Annotated in this window: 16 protein-coding genes; 4 read left to right on the top strand and 12 right to left on the bottom strand. The window is 70.8% G+C overall.

Annotated elements, in window-relative coordinates; translation table 11 throughout:
* Window positions 1-46: 46 nt before the first annotated feature.
* The 4 genes from IEY26_RS17010 to IEY26_RS17025 form a co-directional block, all read right to left on the bottom strand.
* Window positions 47-688 (bottom strand): hypothetical protein, encoded by a 642-nt coding sequence (locus tag IEY26_RS17010; RefSeq protein WP_188981021.1) that lies wholly within the window; start codon window positions 686-688, stop codon window positions 47-49.
* Between the two features lie 71 nt (window positions 689-759).
* Window positions 760-1,785 (bottom strand): LLM class flavin-dependent oxidoreductase, encoded by a 1,026-nt coding sequence (locus tag IEY26_RS17015; protein ID WP_188981022.1) that lies wholly within the window; start codon window positions 1,783-1,785, stop codon window positions 760-762.
* A 143-nt stretch (window positions 1,786-1,928) separates the two neighbouring features.
* On the bottom strand, window positions 1,929-2,492 hold the full coding sequence (locus IEY26_RS17020) for an FAD-dependent oxidoreductase (protein WP_188981023.1): 564 nt from the start codon (window positions 2,490-2,492) through the stop codon (window positions 1,929-1,931).
* 277 nt (window positions 2,493-2,769) lie between these two features.
* Window positions 2,770-3,519, bottom strand: a complete 750-nt coding sequence (locus tag IEY26_RS17025) for a pirin family protein (protein WP_188981024.1) — start codon at window positions 3,517-3,519, stop codon at window positions 2,770-2,772.
* 202 nt (window positions 3,520-3,721) lie between these two features.
* Here IEY26_RS17025 and sod point away from each other — a divergent pair, with 202 nt between their 5' ends.
* Window positions 3,722-4,324, top strand: a complete 603-nt coding sequence (sod, locus tag IEY26_RS17030) for a superoxide dismutase (RefSeq protein ID WP_188981025.1) — start codon at window positions 3,722-3,724, stop codon at window positions 4,322-4,324.
* A gap of 235 nt (window positions 4,325-4,559) precedes the next feature.
* On the opposite strand, the gene IEY26_RS17035 is transcribed toward sod, so the two are convergent.
* Both IEY26_RS17035 and IEY26_RS17040 read right to left on the bottom strand, forming a co-directional pair.
* The gene (locus tag IEY26_RS17035) at window positions 4,560-5,060 is read right to left on the bottom strand and encodes a flavin reductase family protein (protein ID WP_188981026.1); all 501 of its coding nucleotides are present in this window, start codon (window positions 5,058-5,060) and stop codon (window positions 4,560-4,562) included.
* Window positions 5,061-5,188: 128 nt separating this feature from the next.
* Window positions 5,189-6,142 carry a winged helix-turn-helix domain-containing protein gene (locus IEY26_RS17040; protein WP_188981027.1) on the bottom strand — a complete coding sequence of 318 codons (954 nt, stop codon included), beginning with the start codon at window positions 6,140-6,142 and terminating at the stop codon, window positions 5,189-5,191.
* 107 nt (window positions 6,143-6,249) lie between these two features.
* Between IEY26_RS17040 and IEY26_RS17045 the strand changes: the two genes are divergently transcribed.
* The gene (locus IEY26_RS17045) at window positions 6,250-6,906 is read left to right on the top strand and encodes a TetR/AcrR family transcriptional regulator (protein ID WP_188981028.1); all 657 of its coding nucleotides are present in this window, start codon (window positions 6,250-6,252) and stop codon (window positions 6,904-6,906) included.
* Here IEY26_RS17045 and IEY26_RS17050 read toward each other — a convergent pair.
* Window positions 6,903-7,544, bottom strand: a complete 642-nt coding sequence (locus tag IEY26_RS17050; protein WP_188981029.1) for a DUF7504 family protein — start codon at window positions 7,542-7,544, stop codon at window positions 6,903-6,905. The genes IEY26_RS17045 and IEY26_RS17050 overlap by 4 nt on opposite strands.
* On the bottom strand, window positions 7,537-8,415 hold the full coding sequence (locus IEY26_RS17055; RefSeq protein WP_188981030.1) for a GAF domain-containing protein: 879 nt from the start codon (window positions 8,413-8,415) through the stop codon (window positions 7,537-7,539). Before IEY26_RS17055 ends, IEY26_RS17050 begins: the two co-directional genes overlap by 8 nt.
* A 279-nt stretch (window positions 8,416-8,694) precedes the next feature.
* Here IEY26_RS17055 and IEY26_RS17060 point away from each other — a divergent pair, with 279 nt between their 5' ends.
* Both IEY26_RS17060 and IEY26_RS17065 read left to right on the top strand, forming a co-directional pair.
* The gene (locus tag IEY26_RS17060; RefSeq protein ID WP_188981031.1) at window positions 8,695-9,864 is read left to right on the top strand and encodes an ABC transporter substrate-binding protein; all 1,170 of its coding nucleotides are present in this window, start codon (window positions 8,695-8,697) and stop codon (window positions 9,862-9,864) included.
* A gap of 72 nt (window positions 9,865-9,936) precedes the next feature.
* Entirely contained in the window at window positions 9,937-10,743 is an 807-nt protein-coding gene (locus IEY26_RS17065; protein WP_188981032.1) for a DUF7260 family protein, read from the top strand.
* A gap of 83 nt (window positions 10,744-10,826) precedes the next feature.
* On the opposite strand, the gene IEY26_RS17070 is transcribed toward IEY26_RS17065, so the two are convergent.
* The 4 genes from IEY26_RS17070 to IEY26_RS17085 all read right to left on the bottom strand — a co-directional run bounded on the left by IEY26_RS17070 (window position 10,827) and on the right by IEY26_RS17085 (window position 19,395).
* The gene (locus IEY26_RS17070; RefSeq protein WP_229774203.1) at window positions 10,827-13,580 is read right to left on the bottom strand and encodes a PAS domain S-box protein; all 2,754 of its coding nucleotides are present in this window, start codon (window positions 13,578-13,580) and stop codon (window positions 10,827-10,829) included.
* 348 nt (window positions 13,581-13,928) lie between these two features.
* The gene (locus tag IEY26_RS17075) at window positions 13,929-17,414 is read right to left on the bottom strand and encodes a UvrD-helicase domain-containing protein (protein WP_188981034.1); all 3,486 of its coding nucleotides are present in this window, start codon (window positions 17,412-17,414) and stop codon (window positions 13,929-13,931) included.
* Entirely contained in the window at window positions 17,411-18,646 is a 1,236-nt protein-coding gene (locus IEY26_RS17080; RefSeq protein ID WP_188981035.1) for a PD-(D/E)XK nuclease family protein, read from the bottom strand. The genes IEY26_RS17075 and IEY26_RS17080 overlap by 4 nt, the downstream gene beginning before the upstream one ends.
* A complete protein-coding gene (locus tag IEY26_RS17085; protein ID WP_188981036.1) occupies window positions 18,643-19,395 on the bottom strand; it encodes a hypothetical protein in 753 nt (250 codons plus the stop codon). The genes IEY26_RS17080 and IEY26_RS17085 overlap by 4 nt, the downstream gene beginning before the upstream one ends.
* Window positions 19,396-19,731: the final 336 nt, after the last annotated feature.

Consider the following 19,731-nt stretch of genomic DNA (forward strand, 5'->3'; position numbering starts at 1 on the left):
CCCCGGGCTCTCGAAGATGGCCGTTCGCCGCGTACAGCGGCCCCGCTTACCGGGGTTCGACGGTCACGGTGAGGTCGTCGACGTAGTGGGTGGCGTCGGCTTCCCAGATGACGGCGGTGCCGACGGCGACGTGGAGGGTTTCGGTCGAGAGCTCCGGCGTCGTCCACTCGAACGCGTACTCCCGCCACCCCTCCGCGAGCCAGAGCGGCTCTCGAAGCCCGCCGTACGGCGTCTCGCCGAAGTCGGTGGAGTTGACGCCGACCGCCGGGAAGTCCGCTTCGACCTCGGCGGGCCGCGGGCCGAGTCGCATCACGGCGTGCCGAATCGTGTTGAACGACTCCGACTCGCTCCAGAACTGGCCGGACACCCGAACGTCGTACGCGCGGCCGGGTTCGACGGGAACCTCGTGGGTGGCCCACGTCACGCCGTCGTCGTGGTCGCCCTCGTTCCACACCCGAAGCGACTGCTCGCCCTCGGCGGCTCGTTCGTCCGAGACGCCGACTTCCCACGCGAAGTCCGCGGGGTCGACCTCCGGCCCGATGGCCGCGCGCGACTCCCACTCGCCGAGACCGTCCTCGAACCCCGCGGCGAAGTCCGCCTCGTCGTTTCGACCCAGACAGCCCGCGAGACCCGTTATCCCTGTGACGCTCACCGCTGTCCCCGTCCGAAGGAACGCTCGACGATGCATACGGTCGAACGTCGACGAGAGCACATAACTCCCCGGTGTCACCCGAACCGCCCCCTCGCGTCGCCCGCGGCCTACCGCGTGATGCCGACGGCGTCGGCGATGCGTTCGTGCGAGCGCTTCGCGGTCTCGTGGTCGGGGGCGACGTGTTGAATCATGAGCTCGTCGGCGTCGACGCGGTCGGCGAGCTGGTCGAGGAGGCCGGCGATGGTGTCGGGGCCGCCGGAGATCGCGCGCGGCCACGCGTCCTCGTCGAGCGTCTCGGGCGTCGGCTCGGGGACGCCGCCGAGTTCCGCGACGGCTTCCTCGACCCCGGGGCGGGTGCCGACTCGCCCGCGCGCCATGCGCTGGAAGGAGGCTTCGGCGACCGCGCGGAGGCGCGCGGCGTCTTCGTCGGTCTCCCCGGCGATGGCGTTCAACGCCACCATCGTCCGTGGTTCGTCGACGCCGCCGGCGAGGGCGGACGGCTCGAAGCGCTCGTGGTAGGTGTCGAGGGAATCGGCGGCGAACTGCGGGCGGATGAACGCGGCGAAACAGTAGGGGAGGCCGAGTTCGGCCGCGAGCGCCGCGCTCGACGGACTGGAGCCGAGCACCCACGGCTCCGCGGGGCCGTCGTCGGAGCGCGGGATTTCGAGGTCGGCGTAGGCGTGGTCGGCGGGGAAGTCGTCGTAGAGGTGGGAGACGACGGCTTCGAGTTTCTCCCGGTGGTCGGCGTCCGGGTCCTCGACGTACCGCTCAGTGCCGAGCGCGCTGTCGACGGCGGGCGAGCCGTTCGCGCGCCCGAGCCCCGCGTCGATGCGGCCGGGCGCGAGCCCGTCGAGCGACCCGAATATCTCGGCGACCTTGAACGGCTGGTAGTGGTTGAGGAGGACCGCGCCGGAGCCGAGGCGGATATCGTCGGTTTCGGCGGCGAGGTGGCCGAGCAAGACCTCGGGCGTCGTGCCGGCGAGAACGCTCGGAATTCCGTGGTGTTCGGCGACCCAGAACCGGTCGTAGCCGAGTGACTCGGCGTGTTTCGCGCGGTCGACGGTGTTCGCGTACGCCTCGGTCGCGGTGCCGTCGGCGGGCACGGGCGATAAGTCGACGACGGAGAGCTCCATAGAAAGATTCCGTCACTGCGCCGGATAACGGTTCGTTTCCCAGCAGTCGACGACTCGAACGCGCACAGAAACGACCGCGAACGCCGCGGCTACTCGGTAGTGTGGTCGAAGAAAACGAGCGGGTCGAACGGCGAGGACGCGCCTTAGAGCTCCGGGACGTCGCTCGGCATGTCGAAGTCGTGGTAGTACTCGCCTTTCTCCTTCGAGAGGATGTCGAGGACGGCGGCCGCGCCGTCGCCGACCGCGATGGCGGCCTGCCACTTCGTGTCGCGGCACATCGCGCCGGTCGCGTAGACGCCCTCGACGGACGTCTCCATGTCGAGGTTCACGTCGACGACGTCCTCGTCGGTGAACGCGAGGTCGAGGCCCTCCGCGAGCTCGCGGTTCCCGCCCGTCGCGAGCACGACGTAGTCCGCCTCGTACTCGCCGTCCTCGGTCGTGAGAGCGAAGCCGTTCTCCGTCTCCTCGACGCTCGTGACCTCCTCGTCCTCGTGGAGGTCCGCACCGCGCGCGTCGGCCTGGTTCTGCGCGACGCTCACGAAGTCCATCCCGTCGATGGAGCGAACACCGGGGTAGTTGAAGAGGTGCGCCTTGTGCATCCACGTCTCGTCGGTGTCGAAGACGACCGTCTCCAGGTCGTTCTTCGCCGCGAACTGTGCCGCGCTCAGGCCGGCGGGACCCCCGCCGACGACTGCAACATCAACCATACCCGAACGTTCTCGCGCCGCGCCGAAATACCTTACCATCTGGTTAATAAGCGTGACGTCCCGAAGAGAGCGACTGCCGCGAACACCAGCGACCACCGCTGCCACCAATCTGTATCGGCTGTCGGCGTAGGGCCGTCCGGTCCCGGACGCGCCGCCGCTTCTCCGCGGCTTCCCGCCGCCGGGTACAGCGAATCGTGGCGTGGGCCGCGAATGCGGGCGTGGCCGGGACTGGGGCGAATCCGTCCGTACCTGAGAACGCGACGAGGAGAAGCCGCAGTTAGAGGACGTAGGGGCCGCGCTGGCGGATGGGCTCGTCGTGGGGTTCGCCGGAGACGGCGACGGCGCGGAAGCCGTCGTCGCTCGCGAGGTCGACGTCGCGCGCTTCGGTCACGGGGAGCACGTCGCCCTTCTCGAAGGCGTCGCCGTCCACCGTGCCTTCGCCGTCGACGCCGAAGAGGAAGCCCGACCAGCCGTCTTCGACCGTCCACGTCCACTCGTCGGCGACTCGGACGTCGAGGTACTCCATGTCCGTGTAGAGGTCGAGCGGCGAGCCGTCGCCGACGACCGTCGTGACGGTCGCGCCGTCGTACTCCGCCGTCGGGAGGTCCGCCTGCGTCGCGTCGACGTAGTCCGGGTCCGCCTCCTTCTCGTCGCGCGGGAGGTTCACCCAGAGCTGCAGGCCGTTACAGGCCGCGCCGTCCGCCGGGAACTCCGAGTGCTGGATGCCGCTCCCCGTCGTGATGCGCATCGCCTCGTTCTCGTAGGCCGTGTGGCTCACGCCGAGCGAGTCCTCGTGCTCCATCCCGCCCTCGATCATGTAGGAGACGATCTCGAACCCCTTGTGCGGGTGCATCGGGAAGCCCTTGTCCGGGTCGATGTAGAACCGCTCGAACAGCACGAACGGGTCGAGGTTCGCCGGGTAGTTGTTCGTCGGGAACGCGCGCTTCGAATTCACGCCCGTCCCGTGCTGCACCATCTCCCCGGGAACCGGCTCGTCCCGACCCCCCAGCGACTCGTTTGACACCATGGTCAAATCGACGCCGTCAGAACTGATAAACATCCCGTCCGCGGAACCTCACAACACTCCGAACGGAGACATAACGAAACACGAAAACCCACTCGTGTCCTTCTCAGTGGGTCTTAGTCCGCGAATAGTTCTTATCGGACTCTTTCCTTGAATGCGTTACAGAGAACGTTCATACCCTTCACCGTACTACGTGTGAATGCACATGAGCGACTACGAACTCCCGCCGCTGCCGTACGACTACGACGCGCTGGAACCGCACATCTCCGAGCAGGTGCTGACGTGGCATCACGACACCCACCACCAGGGCTACGTCAACGGCTGGAACTCCGCAGAAGAGACGCTCGCCGCGAACCGCGAGGACGGCGACTTCTCCTCCTCCGCGGGCGCTATCCGGGACGTGACGCACAACGGCTCCGGCCACGTGCTCCACACGCTCTTCTGGCAGTCCATGAGCCCCGAGGGCGGCGACGCCCCCGAGGGCGACCTCGCCGCGCGCATCGAGGAGGACTTCGGCTCCTACGAGGCCTGGAAGGGCGAGTTCGAGGCCGCGGCGTCCGCCGCCGGCGGCTGGGCGCTCCTCGTCTACGACTCCCACAGCGAGCAGCTCCGCAACGTCGTCGTGGACAAACACGACCAGGGCGCGCTCTGGGGCAGCCACCCCATCCTCGCCCTCGACGTCTGGGAGCACTCCTACTACTACGATTATGGACCTGCCCGCGGCGACTTCGTCGACGCCTTCTTCGACGTCGTCGACTGGAACGAGCCGAGCGCGCGCTACGCCCAGGCCGTCGAGCGCTTCGAGTAACCGCACCGCCAGCTCACTGAACGGGACCGCTTCTACGGTCGGCCCCCTTTCACGCGTCAGCGTACGAGACGACCCGCGAGCGACAGCGCCGTGAGTGAGGAACCAGCGTTTGCTCTCACGAGAGAGCCACGGAGATTCGGTCGGCGCGTCTACTCTCTCGAACGGTCGTTTCCGTCTTTCCTCGAGGACGGGAATCAGACTCCTGCCGCCTCGAAACCCACGTTGTCGTCGGGGGTTAGTCGTCGGTGGTGATGGTGCCCCAGTCGCCGCGGTGGAAGGTGAGCGGGTCGGCGTCGGGGTTGGGGGTGTCGGCGCGTTCGGCGCGGCCGACGTAGAGGGTGTGGTCGCCTTCTTCGATGGTGTCGTGGATGGTGCAGTCGACGTAGGCGAGGGAGTCCGTGAAGACGGGCGCGCCGGTGGCCTCGGTGGTGGTATGTTCCGTTTCGAAGGGGTCGGCGTCGCCGTCGGTCATGCCGGCGAAGTGTTCGGCGAGGCCGCGCTGGTCGTGCGCGAGGATGTTCACGGCGTAGCTGTCCGCGTCGCCGTCGGCGAGAATGCGGTGGGCTTCGGTGCCGTGGTCGAGGGAGACGAGGACGAGCGGCGGGTCGAGGGAGAGGCTGGCGAACGCGTTCACCGTGATACCGTGCGGAGTTCCGTTCTCGCCGGGGAGCGTCACGACGGTGACGCCGGTCGCGAACTCGCCCATCACGCCGCGGAAGGCGTCGGCGTCGACCATCTACGCCACCTCCGCGTCGCTCGGCGTTCGTCGCGCGGGACGCTCGTGCGTGGAGTGTGTCGCCATCGTATTCTCTAGTGGGAGCGCGAGGCCCATGAGTGCTTGCTGCAACGCGCTACAGGAGACCGCTAGCGGGTGTGGTGTTCGACGACGGTGGTTTCGACGACGGTGAGGGTGTCGTCGAGGACGACGCGGAGTTCGTCGCCGTCGCAGTCGACGGTGACGCGGACGCGGAGCGGGTCGTCGTCGAGGACGTCGGTGTGGGTGTCGCTGACGCACCAGTCGAAGTGCCAGAAGTGCTCGGCGTTCAGGTCGACGTCGCGCTCGGAGTGGAAGAGGAGGACGTTCGGGTCGTCGAGGAGCGTCACGCCGACGGTCGATTGGAGGGCGTAGCCGCAGCGCTCGCAGACGTGGTCGACGGCGACGTCGAGGGCTTCGTCGGCGGGGTCGCGGACGAGCGTGGTGTCGACGGAGCCGGTGCACTCCGGGCAGACGCCGTCGGCGGCGAGACAGTAGTGGTGGCGGACGTAGTGGTGGAAGGCCTGCAGGAGGTCGTCGGTCGTGCGGTCGTCGAGGCCGCCGGAGGGGAAGGGGTAGCTCACTTGGATGGTGCCGCAGTCGACGCAGCCGATGGAGAGCTCGTCGTCGACGTACCAGCCGTGGAGGTAGCCGCCGCAGTCGTAGCAGGTGCCGTCGACGGGGAAGAACCCGACCTGTGCGCGCTCGGTGAGCGTCCCGGTGAAGATGGCGCTCACGACTTTCCGGCCGGGGTGGCGGAACTCGTAGCCCTCGTCGCGCTGCTTGATGAAGTGGCCGGTGAGCCGGCGGAGGTGGTAGTTGAAGTTCGCGCTGTCGTCGATGTCCACGCGCTCGAAGAGGTCGGTGAAGCGCACGGGCGCGTCGTCCGCGCCGAGTTCGAGGAGCGCGCGCAGGATGTCGACGCGCGTGTCGTTCCCGAGGATGGAGAACACCTCCGCCGGGAGCAGCCGGGACTCCGTGCGCGCGACGGGTTCGCGGTCCGCCGACGCCTCCTCGCGCCGCGGCTCGGACTCCGCGCCCCCGCGCTGGTCGTGTTGGCTCATGCATCCGCGTTCGTTTACCACGCGGTAAAACCTATCGGCGGCGGGCCGGACGCCGCCGCGCTGCGTCCTCCGTGTCCCTCATAAGGCTCTCCGCCCTACTCCCAGCTATGACCGCTACGAGTGACGCCGAGTCCGGCGGGGGGACTCGCGAGGAGATCATGGAGGCGACGTTCCGCGCGCTCAGCAAGCACGGCTACACCGACCTCCGCGTGCGCGACATCGGCGAGGAGTTCGAGAAGAGCCGAACGCTCATCCACTACCACTTCGACGGGAAACACGACCTCATCTCCGCCTTCCTCGAATACCTCGTCGACCAGTACGAGGACCGCCCCGACCTCGACGCCGACGACGACTCCTGGGAGGTCCTCGGCGCGCGCATCGACCAGTGCCTCTTCGGCCCCGACCTCGGCGGGGACTTCGACCACTGGGACCGCATGAAGGTCTACCACGAACTCTTCTCGCAGGCCCGGCACAACGACCGCCACCGCGAGATATTCAACGAACACTACGCGAAAATCCGCGGGAACATCACGCGCGTCCTCGAAGCCGGTATCGAACGCGGCGACTTCGCCGACGTCGACCCCGACGACCTCGCTCAGCTCGTCACCGACGTCATCCACGCCTCGCGCGCGCGGAAGATTTCGCTCGGCCACGACGACGCCCCCGAGCAGGCCCGCCGCGCCATCGACGACTTCGTCCTCCCCGCGCTCGACCCCGAGTGCGCCTCCGAACGCGACGCCGCGCGCGACGGCGGACCGCGCTAGACGGAGTCGACGGACCGCCACTCCCGGCCGTGTCCGGTGAGGCTCGCGCGGAGCTCGATACCCGACTCTCCGTCTCTGACGGCGACCTGCCCGTTGCAGAGCTGGGCGAGCGTGCTGACGGCGCGCTCGTCGTGGTTCGCGGGGTCGACGAGGAGGACGCCGAGCCCGTCGACGGCGTCGACGCGGCCGGCGAGCGTGTGGACGAACCGGGAGACGGTTTTCAGGTCGCTGAAGGTGAGGAGCGTCGACACCGAGAAGAGCCCGGTGCGGACGCGCTCGATGCCGGTCCCCTGGAAGTCGCGGTAGACGTCGGAGAACCGCATCCCGATGCCGGTGAGGTCGGACGGCCCGGAGACGGTCAGGAGGCGCGCGGGGACGCCGTTGTCGTCGTCGCCGACGCAGTCGATGATGGCGGCCGTCTCCTCGGAGACGCGAATCCCGACGCGCTCTGCGTCCGACGCGATGCGGGACGCCCGCTGGTTCGTCGTCACCACGATGGTGGCCTCGTCGTCCGCGCCGTTGAGCATCCGGAGGGCGACTTCGCGCGCGCCGCCGTGCGTCGGCCCGGTGACGAGCACGGTCGTTCCCGCCCGAATCGCGTCCAGCGGGAGGTCGTCGAACGCGTAGTCCTCAGTCATCGCGTTCACCTCGCTCGTCGAGGCGGCGGTGGAGGTCGAGCTGCGACATCGCTTCGTCGGCGAGCAGGCGGAGGCGCTCGCGGTCCTCGGCCGCGAACTCGCGGGGTATGCTGTCGTGGAGGCAGAAGACGCCGATGGGGTGGCCGTCGGGCGTCGTGAGCGGCGCGCCGGCGTAGAACCGAATGTTCGCGTCTCTGAGTCCCTGGTTCGCCTCGAACCGCGGGTCGTCGGCGAGGTCCTCGATGACGGTCACGTCGTCGTCGAGAATCGTGAAGGTGCAGACGGTGTCCTCGCGGTCCATCGCGTCGAACGCCGCGCCGTGACAGGAGAGAAAGCGCTCGTGGTGGGCGTCGATGAGGCCGACGGCGGCGGAGTCGAGGTCGAAGAGCGCGACGGCGAGCTCGGTGAGGCGGTCGAGCGCCGCGTCGAGCCCTTCGGGGTCGGCGGTGTAGCGGTCGAGCGCGGCGACGCGCGCGCCCTCGTCCTCGGGGAGCGGGTACGCGGTCTGCGGGAAGACGGTCTGGCTGTGCTCGACGAGCGAGACGAGTTCGTCGATGGCGTCGTCGTCCTTCCGGAGGTAGTCGGCGACGACGTCTCCGAACGCCGCGGTGTCGATGTCGTCGAGCGGGCGGTCGGTGTAGAGGATGCAGGTGGCGTCCGGCGTCGCGTCGCGGGCGTCCCGGAAGAGTTCGAGGCCGGTCCCGTCCGAGAGGTCGTACTCGGTGACGAGGCAGTCGACGGACTCGGGGCCGTCGAGAACCGCGCGAGCGTCGTCGAGGGACGAACACGCCGTCGTCTCGAAGCCGGCGTCGGCGAGGGCTCGGGTCGTCGCCTCGCGCTCGCCGGGGTCCGGGTCGACGTAGAGGAGCATACACCCGCCACTCACGGCCGCGCCGCATATAATTGTACTTTCCAGACGGGTTAGAGAAACTATCTGTTCGCGTGGAAATCTCGGGTACCGCGACGACGTGCCGTGGCCGTCGACGGCTATTTCGTGAAGAGTGTTTATGAGTCGCGTGGAAACTTTCGCGGCGTCTCACTGTCTCGCTGAGTGATTCGTTCGTCCGGCCGGCGGTCGACGCTCTCCGCTTCGGTTTTGGCCGGCCTAAAAACCACAACGACTATATTGTTTTAGGGTGGCCTAAATCGTATGGCTCGGGACACAGCTGACGGACGGTTCACCAGGCGTGACTACCTCGCGACCGGCGGTGCGCTCGCCGCCGCCGGCCTCCTCGCCGGCTGCAGCGGGAGCGGCGACGACACGACCCGGAGCACGACCGACGACACCGCCACGACGGCCGGAACCACCCAGCGCACGACCGAAGACGACGCCTACACCGTCTCCATGGAGCCCGTCGGCGACGTGACCTTCGACGGCGTCCCCGAGACGTGGTTCTCCTACACCGGCGACTACGCCGACATGGGCGTCGCCCTCGGACAGGCCGACGGCCTCGCCGCCATCGGCCTCCCCTCGCGCTTCGGCACCCACTACTACGCCGACCTCCCCGGCGTCTCCGTCGACGCAGACTCCCTCACTAAACTCTACCAGGACGGCACCGGGAAGGAGATATTCTACGAGGTCGACGCCGACGTCCACGTCATCGACCCGAACTTCATGGTCAACCGCCTCCAGTGGAGCCAGGACGACGTCGACGAAATCCGCGAGAACGCCGCGCCCTTCTTCGGGAACACGATATTCACGCGGGTCTACGACTGGCACGACTACCGGTACTACTCGCTCTACGAGGCCTTCGAGAAACTCGCCGACCTCTTCCAGGAGCGCGAACGCTACGAGGCCTTCAAATCCTACCACGACGAAGTCGTCGCCGACGTCCAGCGCCGCCTCCCCGACACCACGCCCGAGATGGCGCTCCTCTACCCCGCCGGGACGCCGCCGGACTCCTTCTACCCCTACCTCGTCGGCGACGGCACGGCCGCGAAGCAGTGGCGCGACCTCGGCGTCGACGACGCGCTCGCCGCGGCCGGCGTCACCGACGCACAGGCCGGCGGCGGCACCCTCGACTACGAAGCGCTCCTCGACATCGACCCCGACGCCATCGCCGTCCGCATCTCCGGGAACGTCACCGAGCAGTACTTCCAGGAGAACGTCGTCGCGCACATGGAAAACCACGACGTCGCGAGCCAGCTCACCGCCGTTCAGGACGGCCGCGTCTTCTACGGCGGCCTCACCTACCAGGGCCCCATCATCCACCTCTACCAGCTCGAAATGGCCGCCCGCGGCCTCTTCCCCGACGTCTTCGGTGACGAGGAACTGTTCGACCGCCAGCGCGTCGCCGACATCGTCGCCGGAGCGACCTAACCTCATGACGCGAGCGCCTGCACCGTCCGCGACTCCGCACGCATCGAGCGACCGCCCCGCGGGTGAGCCGTGATGGTCGTCGACACCTACGTCGACGACGCCGAAGCGCGCGTCGCCGACGAACGCGACCACGTCACCGGAGAACGCGCCGCGTTCACCCAGTTCCGGAAGACCGTCGCCGACATGACGCCGCGCACGGGAACCGGGAACGGGCGCACCGGCGGGAGCGCCGCGAGCGGCGGCGGCGCGGCCGCTACCTCCTTCGTCGGCGACTCCGCGGGAACCACCCAGTGTGCCCGCGTCCGCGAGGCGTTCGCCGACACGGTCCGCCCCTACAGCGTCGACGACGTCGACGCCGACGAACCACTCCTCGTCACCGTCCGCGAAGAACTCGGCGAATCCGTCGCGCTCGCGCTCGCCCCGAACACCTCCCTCGGCTTCACGCCGACCGTCAAGAACGCCCTCCTCTCCACCGTCGGCGACCGCCGGCAGGAACTCGACGCGATGACGCACGCGCTCGACCGCGAGACCGACTCGCTCCGCGACGCCGCCGCCGACATCGACGATATCACCGCGTGGCTCGCCGACGTCGACGAGACGCCGCTCACCGCCCTCGACTTCGACGGCCTCCGCCGCCGCCACGACGCCCTCGCCGACCACCGCGCGACCTGCGACCGCCTCGCCGCCGACAGACAAACCTTCCTCCGCCGCACCACCAGCCACAACGCCACCGTCGGCCTCACCCACCGCTCGCTCGTCCCCTACCTCTACCAGGAGTTCTCCGTCACCTACCCCGTGCTCGTCACCGTCGCCCGCCTCGACGCCGTCCTCGACGACTGCCAGCGCGCCGTCCGCCGCCACCTCACCGCGCGCACCTGACCGAACACCGCCCCACCGTCCGCTTCACCCCGCCATATCGCACTCCTCCCGCCCCACCCCGTTCTTCCGGGTGTGGCCTCCCGCTAGAGGCCGACGTTCGCGAGGAGCGCGTCGAGGACTTTCCGCTCGGCGTCCCGGAGATGCTGGCTGAACGTCGGCTGCGAGATGCCGAGCGAGTCCGCGACGTCCCCGCCCGTCGCGGCCCGCGGCCGCTCGAAGTAGCCCGCGTAGTACGCCGCCTGGAGCGCGTTCCGCTGGCGCTCCGTCAACTCGACCGGGAGCGACTCGATGGTGACCGCCGGCTGGATGTCCTCCCAGGCGACCTGCCGGCGGCGAATCATCTCCGTCGTCGGATACGCGTCCTGAATCGCGTCCGTGACTCGGCGGACGTCCGCGTTGAACGGCACGTGCACCGTCACGTCGAACTCGCCGTTCGCGTCCACCACGGCGTGGTCGATGCCGCCGCCGACGGCGAGCAGGGCGGACAAGAGCGGCGGGTCCCGCGCTCGCACTTCCAGCGGCCGCGTCCCGTCCGCCGTCGACTCGCCCGCCGACACCGCCTCCCACTGCGGCACCGCCGCCGCGAGGTCGCGCGCCGCCGGGAGCGCCGCCTCGTCCACGGCCCCGTACACCACGAACTCGTCGTCGCTCACCGGAACCGCGTGGTCGAACCGAATCTCGCCGGACGGCGGCGCGGCGACGCCAGCCGTCTCGTAGAGGTCGTCGATGTGGAACTCTAGCTCGACGGCTTCGTCGCTCAGGAGCGCGCGCTTTCGCTCCGTCGCCGCGATAGCGTGCCCGACGACGTCGCCCAGCCGGCTGATGACCGCGCGCTCCTGGTGCTCGAACGCGTTCGGCCGCGCCGCGTACACGTTCAACACCCCGTAGGTCGCGTCGTCGTGCGTGAGCGGAATCGCCGCCGACGACCGGAAGCCGTACTCGGCGACGTCGCTCCGCCACAGCTGATAGCTCTCGTCCGTCACGATGTCCTGCGTCGTCTGCACCTCCCCCGTCCGGAACGCCCGCCCGGTCGGCCCGTCGCTGTGCTCGTCGCTCGGGTCGACCGAGATGGTGATGCCGTCGAGGTAGTCGGAGACGCCGGCCTCCGCGCGGGACGTCACGGTCTGCGTCGCCGGGTCCACGTCGCCGATCCACGCGAACAGGTAGGAGTCCGCGGCCGCGAGATGCTCGCAGACCGCCGTTTCGATCTCGCGGCGCGTCGACTGCTCGACGACCGCGTCCGTCACGCCCTGAACGACCTCCGTGACGTTCAGGAGCGCCGTGAGCTGCTCGCGCTGCCGGCGGAGGCGGTCCTCGTCGCGGCGGCGCGCGATGGCGGACGCGAGGATGTGCGCGACCGACTGCACGAACGTCACGTCGTGCTCGGAGAACGCCGTGACCGACGTGTCGTGCGTCCCCAGCACGCCCCACGGGTCGTCGGCCGGACCGATGACCGTGCTGATGCCGCCGCGCACGTCGTGGTCCGTGAGGAGCGACGGCCCGCTGAACCGCGTCTCGGCCGTCAAATCCTCGACGACGACCGGGTTCTCGCTCTCCAGCGTGTACGCCGCCTGCGACTCCTCGTCGACCGCCGACACCGACGCCGACCCGACGAGCCCGTCCCGCCAGCCGACGCCCTGCCGGAGCAGGAGCGACTCGTCTTCCGCGTCGAGGTCTAACACCTTGCAGTAGTCGGTGTCGAGGACGTCCGCGACGAGTTCGACCGCGTCCCCCAAGAGCGCGTCCACGTCCTGCCCGCGGAGCGCGCGCTGCCCGAGCGTCGCCACGGCCTCCTGCTGGCGGACGCGCTCGCGGAGCTGGCGCTCTCGCTCCACGCGGTCCGTCACGTCGCGTAAGTAGAGCGAGAGACCGTCGTCCGAAGACGACGGGTACGCGCGGACCTCCACCCACGCGTCCAGCGCGTCCGCGTGGAACTCGAACTCCGCGTGCTCGCCCGTCGACACCGCCTCCCGGAGGCTCTCCCGCGGCACCCGCGCCTCGAACTCCGGCACGAGGTCGTCGAGGCGCGAGCCGAGCGCCGACGCGACCGACGTTCCCAGTAAGGCCTCCGCGTCGTCGTTCGCGTACTGGATGCGCCACGACGCGTCAACGCCGAGCACGGCCTCGTCCACGCGCTCGAAGACGTCGTCGAGTTCGCGCTCTGCCTCCGCGCGACGCCGTTCGAGCTCGCGCTCCTTCTCCTGTCGGTCCGTGACGTCCCGGCCGATGCCCGTGAACCCCGTCACGGTCCCGTTCGCGTCACGTATCGGCGTCGCGCTGAACTCGTAGGGGATTCGCTCGCCCGCCGCGGTCTCCAGCGGGAGGTCCACCGTGACGCTCTCCCCGTCGAGCGCGCGCACGACGGCGTCCAGCGTCTCGGCCTGCGCGTCGTCCGCCACGAACATCGTCGGAGACATCCCCTCGAGCTCCTCGTTCGCGTACCCGGTCACCTCGACGACCGGGTCGTTCCACCGCCGGAGCGTCGCGTCCGCCCCGAAGACGTAGATGAGGTCGCGCTGGTTCTCGAAGATGCTCGCGAGATAGGACGCGTCCGCGGACTGTTCGCTCGAGCCCGCACTCGCACCGAAATCGCTCGCCTCGCCCGTGGTCGTTCGCCCTGTCCGCGCGGCGTCGGCGGGCCGCCACCAGACGCGCGCGCTCGCTCCGACCGCCTTCGTCTCCACGCGCCCCCGGTCGGCGAGGCGCTCCAGTCGGTCGTACGTGCTCCGCCGACCGAGGTCGAGGCGGTCGGCGACTTCCGTCGTCGTGAGCGGCGTCCCCGACGACTCGTCGAAAGCGGCGAGCGTCTCCCGGAGCGCCTCGGTCAACGATTCCATCATCCCCCTTTCGCCGCTGCGACTATTCAACCCTCCGCCGGCGGAAGCACTCGGCCGCGCGCTATCGCCCCCGACCGAGCCAAAAACGCCTGCCTCCGCGCCATCGCTTCGCCGCCGCCCCGCCGCGGCCGCCCGTCCACCACCCCATCGGCCCGCGGTGCTTTCCGCACGGCGTTGAACGCCGCGGCGACGACGGGCCTGGCGGAGCGTACACGCGACTCAATATGAATAGGCATAACTCACAACTCCCGAGAGGCCGAATCATCGGGTAGCCTCATCACGAGGCTACGACTCCCCCTTTCCCCCTTCGCGGGCCGCGGCCACCCCCTCGCCCCGGCCCGCACCCCCTTACGTCACCGAGTCGAGGAGCGACGCGAGCCGACGCTCCACGACCCCCGCCGGCAGCGACGACGTGACCGTCTCCCGCGTCACGCCGAACGTCTCGATCGCCGGTTGTACTTCTGTGTCTCCCTCCCGCTCGAAGAGCGACGCGTACGCGGCGACCTGGAGCGCGTACCGGCGTCGCGTCGCCGCCGTCGGCTCCGCGAGCGCGATCTTCACGTCCACGACGCGCCGCGTCCCGTCCGCCGAGCGAATCACGAAATCCGCCTGCCCGTGCAGTTCGAACTCCACGCCCGCTACGCGAACGAGTCCATCTACCGGCTGCTCGACCGCCACCGACGCCGCAGCGTCGAGCTGCGCCCACAGCGTCGAGTCGAGAAACGCGTCCCGCACCGACGCCTCGAAGAACGCGACGAGCGCGTCCCGCTCCGCGTCGGTCGCGTCGGGGGCGTGTTCTTCGACGACCTCGTCGAAGAGCGAGCGCACCTCGCTCGTCATCTCTCGCAGCGAGGCCTCGTCGACGCCGCGCGCCACCACGCCCGTGAGCACCGCGTGCAGGCAGCGCCCGACCGCGCCCGGCCCCATCGCGTCGAAGGGGAACGGGAGCGACTCCGGGACCGCCTCCGTCTCCGTGTGGAGCGCGTTCCCGAGCAGGTGGTCGACCGCGTGCGCCGCCGGGTCTTCCGTCAGCGGATACATCGTGCTCGGGTTCACGAACCGCGGCAGCCACGCCGGGAGCGCGCCCCGCCGCGGCGGCACGCTCGCGACGTCCGACGGCGGCACCGCCGGACGCGGCGGCGTCGACGCGAGGAAATCCACGTCGTTCACGCCGACGCGGACCGGGCCGCTCGCGGTGTCGAGCGTGTAGTCGTCCGTCCCGCCCGCGTACCCGAGGCCGTCGCGGACGGCGTCGAGCCAGCGGTCCCGCGGCTGCGGCGACCCCGGCACCGCCTTCGGGAGCGGGACGACGAGGTGGTCGCGGGCGCGCGTCAGCGCCACGTAGAGGAGTCGCCACGACTCCGCGCGCGCCGCCGCCGCGACCGACTGGAGGCGCGGCGGCCCGACCAGCGTCCCGCGCTCGGCGTCGCCCGCGACGTCCCGCCAGTGCTCCGTCGCCCATCGTAGCCCCGCGTCCCGCCGCGCCACCCCCTCGCTCCCCCGGTCCCCGTCCGGCTCGTACACCCCGCCGGCGTACGGCGGAAGCGGCGTTTCTGTGGGGGTGTCGGTGTTCGTCGGCGGCGCGAGCGCCGCGACGCCGTCCCGCGCGACGAACCGGGCGTCGTACGGCCCGCGCGACCAGACGTCGAACCCGAGGTCCGCGAGCACGACCACGTCGTCCTCGTCGCCCTTCGCGCGGTGGACCGTCCGGAACGTCACGTCGTGCGCGTCGCCAGCGTTCGGCTGCTGCGGCCCCTCCCGCGGCGTCTCCCTGTACGGCGCGGCGAGCGAAACGGCCTCCTCGACACCTGCGTCTGCTTCGTCGCCGACCCAGTCCGCGAGCACTTCGGCGAGCGCGTCCACGTTCGCGACGCGCTGCTCGCCGCCGACGCCCGCGAACACGCCGTGCGGGTCCGCGCGGAGCGAGAGCGCTTCCGCCACGTCCTCGACGACCGCGTCCACGGGCTGTGTCTCGAACGCCGCCCGCCGCTCCCGCAGGTCGCAGAGCCCGTCCAACACGGCCGCCTGTGCCGCCGTGAGCGTCGCGTTCTCTCTGACGGCGTCGACGTCCCACCCGTGCGCGTCGAAGGCCCCGCGAAGGTCGCCGAGCGGGAGCGGCGAGCCGACGAGCGCCGCCAGCGTTCGCTCCGTCGGGTCCGCGAGCCACGCCAGCGCCGCGCACGCCGCCGCCACCACCGGGCAGTCGAAGAGAAAGTCGCTCGCCCGCCGCACCCGCAGCCCCTCCGCCGCGAACGCCGCCTCGTAGTCCGCCATCCGCGTGCGCCGCCGGAACAACACCGTGACGTCGAGCGGGTCGCCCGCCTCGTCCGTGAACGTCCCGTCCGCCAGCGCGCGCGCGAGGTACGTCGCCAGCACCGTCGCCTCGCCCTGCCCGCGCTCGGGGTTCACCCACGACTGCGACCCCGGCCGCCCCGTCCCCTCGAACGCCGCGACGTGCACGCCCGCGCCTGCTGGTTCCTCTCGCGCCGCTTCGAGCCGCGGGTAGTCGACGTCGAGCGGGCCGGCGTTCCCGCGCGCCGCATCCGAGAGCACGGGCTCCATCACGGCGTCGACGGCCGCCGCGACCGCCGGCGCGCACCGGTACGTCGTCCGCGCCGTCCGCGTCTCGTGCGTCCCCCACTCCACGCCGAGGTAGACGCCGTCGCGGGCGGCGCGCTCGAAGACCGTCGGGTCCGCGTGCCGCCAGCCGTAGACGCTCTGGAGCGTGTCCCCACAGGCGAACACCCGCGTCGACGGCGTAACGAGGTGGGAGAGCGCCGCGTGCTGCGCGAGCGAGACGTCCTGTGCCTCGTCCACGACGAGACTCCCGATGCGCGCCCGATACCGCGCTCGCACCCGGGCGTCCGGGGCGTCGACGCCGTCGAGCGTCCCCGCGAAGTAGCCGTCGACGAGGTACGCGACGTCCGTGTGCGAGACGACGCCGCGCTCTCGCGTCGCCTCGCGATACGCCGCTCGATACGCCTCGAACACGGCGCAGAAATCCGCGACGCACGCCGTCCACGAATCGTAGAGCGAGCGGTCCGCGTCTGCGACGCGCTCGCGCGTGGAAGAATCATATCGGTCTCTCGCCGCGCTCGCCGACGCCTCGCCCGCGAACGCCCCCAGCGCCGCCACGACGTCCGCGAACCCCGCCGGACGCCCGCCCGGATACACCGCCTCCACGGTCGCGTCGAGCTCGTCGCGGAACGCCGCCGTCGAGAGCCGGCGGTCCCGGCAGTACGCGAGCGAGCTCGCCAGCATCTCCGCCACGCCCTCTTCGTACTCCTCGTCGGGATACGCCGCTTCCAAGCGGTCGAGGCGCGCGGCGAGCGCGTCGTCGCCCCGGACCGATTCGTAACACGCCTCGCGGACGCGCGCGAGCCGCGCGTCGTTCCCGACGTCCGGGCGGCCGTCGAACCCGAGGTCCACGGCGACCTGGCCGAAGACGTCGCGCAGCAGGCTGTCCACGGTGCCGACGAACGGCGCGTCCCGCACGCGCTGTGCGAGCGCGTCCGCCTCCGCCATCGACACCTCGCGGCCCGCTGGCGTGAGGTCGTACTCGACGATGTCGCGCAGGCGCGCCGTCACGGCCGGAACGATGTCCGCCGCCTCGTCCCGGTTGAAGGAGACGACTGCGACGCGCGCCGCCGGCGACGACTCCCCCGCGACGTACCGCCGCAGGACGTCCTCCGCCGCGACGTGATGGGCGACCAGCGACTTCCCCGACCCCGGCACGCAGTTCAACGTGAACAGCCCCGACTCGTGCGCGACGAACGCGTCCCGAATCGCCGCCTGCGCGCCCCGCAGCCTGACCGGCCCGCCGTCGTCGCTCACGACCCCTCACCCTCGTCTGTCGCCCGTTCGCGTACCCGTTCGAGGGCCGCCGGGAGCACGCGGTCCCGGCTCACGAGCCGCCGGCGCTCCGACTCCGATAGCGCTTCGCGGTCCACGCCGGCGAGCAGCGGCGACGGATGGCGGGCGTCGCCGTCGACGCTCTCCGCGTGCCGCGTCACCACCAGCGCCTCGCCCGCCGCCGCGAGCGTGTCCGCGAACTGGTCGCGGTCCCGCCCGTCCGTCCACGCCGTCCGCGGCGCGAGCGACGCCGTGTCTCCACTCCCGTCCAGAACCGCGTCCCGGAGCTCCAGCGGGAGCGGGCTGTCCGCCCGCCGCGGCCACTCCCCGTCTACTAGCCCTACTGCGACCACGTACGGCACGTCGAGCGCCCACACGTCGTTCGCCTCCGACACGTCCACCGCGAGCGCGTGCGAGTGCTCCCGGCGACCCGGGCGCTGCGTCGCGATGAGCCGCGCCAACTCCGCGACGGCACTCCACGACCGCTCCAGCGTCCCTTCGTCCAGCCGGTCCGCGTACTTGTAGCCGACCTGCTCGACGAGCGTCCGGAGGCGAACGACCGCCCGCGCGTCCGTCTCCGTTTCTAGTAGTGCTGGTGAATCCGACGCCTTCGTCGCCGGCACGCCCACCGCCTCGTAGGCGTCGACGACCCCGCCGAGCACGTCCCCCACTCGCTCGGGCGTCGGTGCCGGCTGCCCCGCCAGCCACGCCGCGAACCGCCGCACGCGCGAATCCACCGACGACTCCCCGATTTCGTCCGCCCACTCCGCCGGCGTGCGCTCGCCCGCCGGGAGGTCGCGCGCCGCCGCCCGCGTCACCCGCGGCGGCACCGGCCACTCGCCGCTCGCGCGCTCGGCCGGTGCCCAGCGCCGCTCCAGCGGCCGGAGCAACGTCGCCGCGTCCAGCCTGTCCGCGTCGAGCGCGTCACAGACCGCGACGAGGAGCGCGAACGGCCGCGTCCGCGTCACCCGCAACTGCGTCCAGAACGCCGGCGCGAGCCCGTACTGGACCGCCGCTCGCGACAGCGCCTCCTCGTAGCCGTCGAGGTCCCGAGTCACCACCGCGACGTCGCGGACCGGGACGCCGTCCGCACAGAGCGCGTCCACGACCGCCATCGCCGCGCGCGCCTCCGCCCGCCGCGTCCGCGACACGACCTCCACCACCGGAACGTCCGGCGCGTCCAGCGGCCCCGCGAGCGCCACCCGGTCCTTCATCGCCGCTCGAACACCTCCGCGCCCGGCTCCGCGACGTCGAGCAGCGACGGCAGGCGCGCTTCGAGATACGACCCCGTCCCCCGCCGCGCGTAGACCGTCACCGCCGCGTCTGTTTCGTCGGCCAGCACGCCGAGCAGGTCGGCCTGCGGTGCCGACACGCTACTCACGCCGACGAGCGACACCCGCTCGATGTTCGGATACGCGTCCGTCCACGCCTCGCCCGCTGTCGCTGCGAGCAAGCGCGTCGCCCGCCGCACGAGCGCCGTGTCCGAGACCGCTTTCGGCGTTCGCTCTCGGAGCGCGCGCTCCGCGTCCAGCGCGACGTCCAGCACGTCCCGCGCGTCCGCGTCCACCGGCTCGTACAGCCCGTCCGCCGTCGCCTCGAACGCCTCGACGCGCGCCGGATGGAAGTTCGTCACCGACTCCACCTCCCCCCGCACCTGCTCGACCACCTGCGGCATGCCTTCGGCGTCCCCCCGGAGTCGCCGCGGCACGTCCACCGCGTCCGCCGCCAGCGCCGACCGACAGAGCGAGAGTCGGTCGATCCGGTCGATGGGCCGCGACCGCTCCCCCGCCGCGTCGAGAACGGCTTTCGCCACCGCCGGCGCGTCGACGAACGCGAACGCGTCCTTCGGCGCGCGCGCCTCCCGGAGCCGACGCTGGAGATTCCGCCGGTGCAGCTCCACCGGTGCGACCACGAGCTCCGTCGGCTCCGCCGCCGCCGACGCGCGCCCGAGGAGCGACGACACCGCCCCCACCCGAACCGCGACAGCCGCCCCACGTTCTCCCACGAGTATGCACGACTCGCACGACGCCCCGGCCGATAAACCATTCGCTTACCCACCCCGCGACGGCGACGAACCACTCCGTGCCACCGCCACCCACTGCGGACGCGAACCGTGCGCCTTAAGTGTGGGCCGGCGAAACGAATGGTTGTATCAGACATGCACCAGCCGGCGCAAGTCAGGCTGGGAAGGGTCTACGTACGTCCCCATTTCACACCCGGGGGCGTTCGATGATGACCGTGTGTACGTGCAATCCAGGCGCTCACTGGACTCGCCCATCGTGGGTGAGTATTGAGCGTA

It is taken from the genome of Halocalculus aciditolerans, assembly GCF_014647475.1.
Lineage (GTDB): Archaea > Halobacteriota > Halobacteria > Halobacteriales > Halobacteriaceae > Halocalculus > Halocalculus aciditolerans.

Coding starts and splice junctions, on each gene's coding strand:
- IEY26_RS17025 (WP_188981024.1), bottom strand. CDS start 3,519: ATGGTGTCAAACGAGTCGCTGGGGGGTCGGGACGAGCCGGTTCCCGGG.
- IEY26_RS17015 (WP_188981022.1), bottom strand. CDS start 1,785: ATGGAGCTCTCCGTCGTCGACTTATCGCCCGTGCCCGCCGACGGCACC.
- IEY26_RS17060 (WP_188981031.1), top strand. CDS start 8,695: ATGGCTCGGGACACAGCTGACGGACGGTTCACCAGGCGTGACTACCTC.
- IEY26_RS17040 (WP_188981027.1), bottom strand. CDS start 6,142: ATGAGCCAACACGACCAGCGCGGGGGCGCGGAGTCCGAGCCGCGGCGC.
- IEY26_RS17035 (WP_188981026.1), bottom strand. CDS start 5,060: ATGGTCGACGCCGACGCCTTCCGCGGCGTGATGGGCGAGTTCGCGACC.
- IEY26_RS17070 (WP_229774203.1), bottom strand. CDS start 13,580: ATGGAATCGTTGACCGAGGCGCTCCGGGAGACGCTCGCCGCTTTCGAC.
- IEY26_RS17010 (WP_188981021.1), bottom strand. CDS start 688: ATGCATCGTCGAGCGTTCCTTCGGACGGGGACAGCGGTGAGCGTCACA.
- IEY26_RS17055 (WP_188981030.1), bottom strand. CDS start 8,415: ATGCTCCTCTACGTCGACCCGGACCCCGGCGAGCGCGAGGCGACGACC.
- IEY26_RS17065 (WP_188981032.1), top strand. CDS start 9,937: ATGGTCGTCGACACCTACGTCGACGACGCCGAAGCGCGCGTCGCCGAC.
- IEY26_RS17050 (WP_188981029.1), bottom strand. CDS start 7,544: ATGACTGAGGACTACGCGTTCGACGACCTCCCGCTGGACGCGATTCGG.
- sod (WP_188981025.1), top strand. CDS start 3,722: ATGAGCGACTACGAACTCCCGCCGCTGCCGTACGACTACGACGCGCTG.
- IEY26_RS17020 (WP_188981023.1), bottom strand. CDS start 2,492: ATGGTTGATGTTGCAGTCGTCGGCGGGGGTCCCGCCGGCCTGAGCGCG.
- IEY26_RS17045 (WP_188981028.1), top strand. CDS start 6,250: ATGACCGCTACGAGTGACGCCGAGTCCGGCGGGGGGACTCGCGAGGAG.
- IEY26_RS17080 (WP_188981035.1), bottom strand. CDS start 18,646: ATGAAGGACCGGGTGGCGCTCGCGGGGCCGCTGGACGCGCCGGACGTT.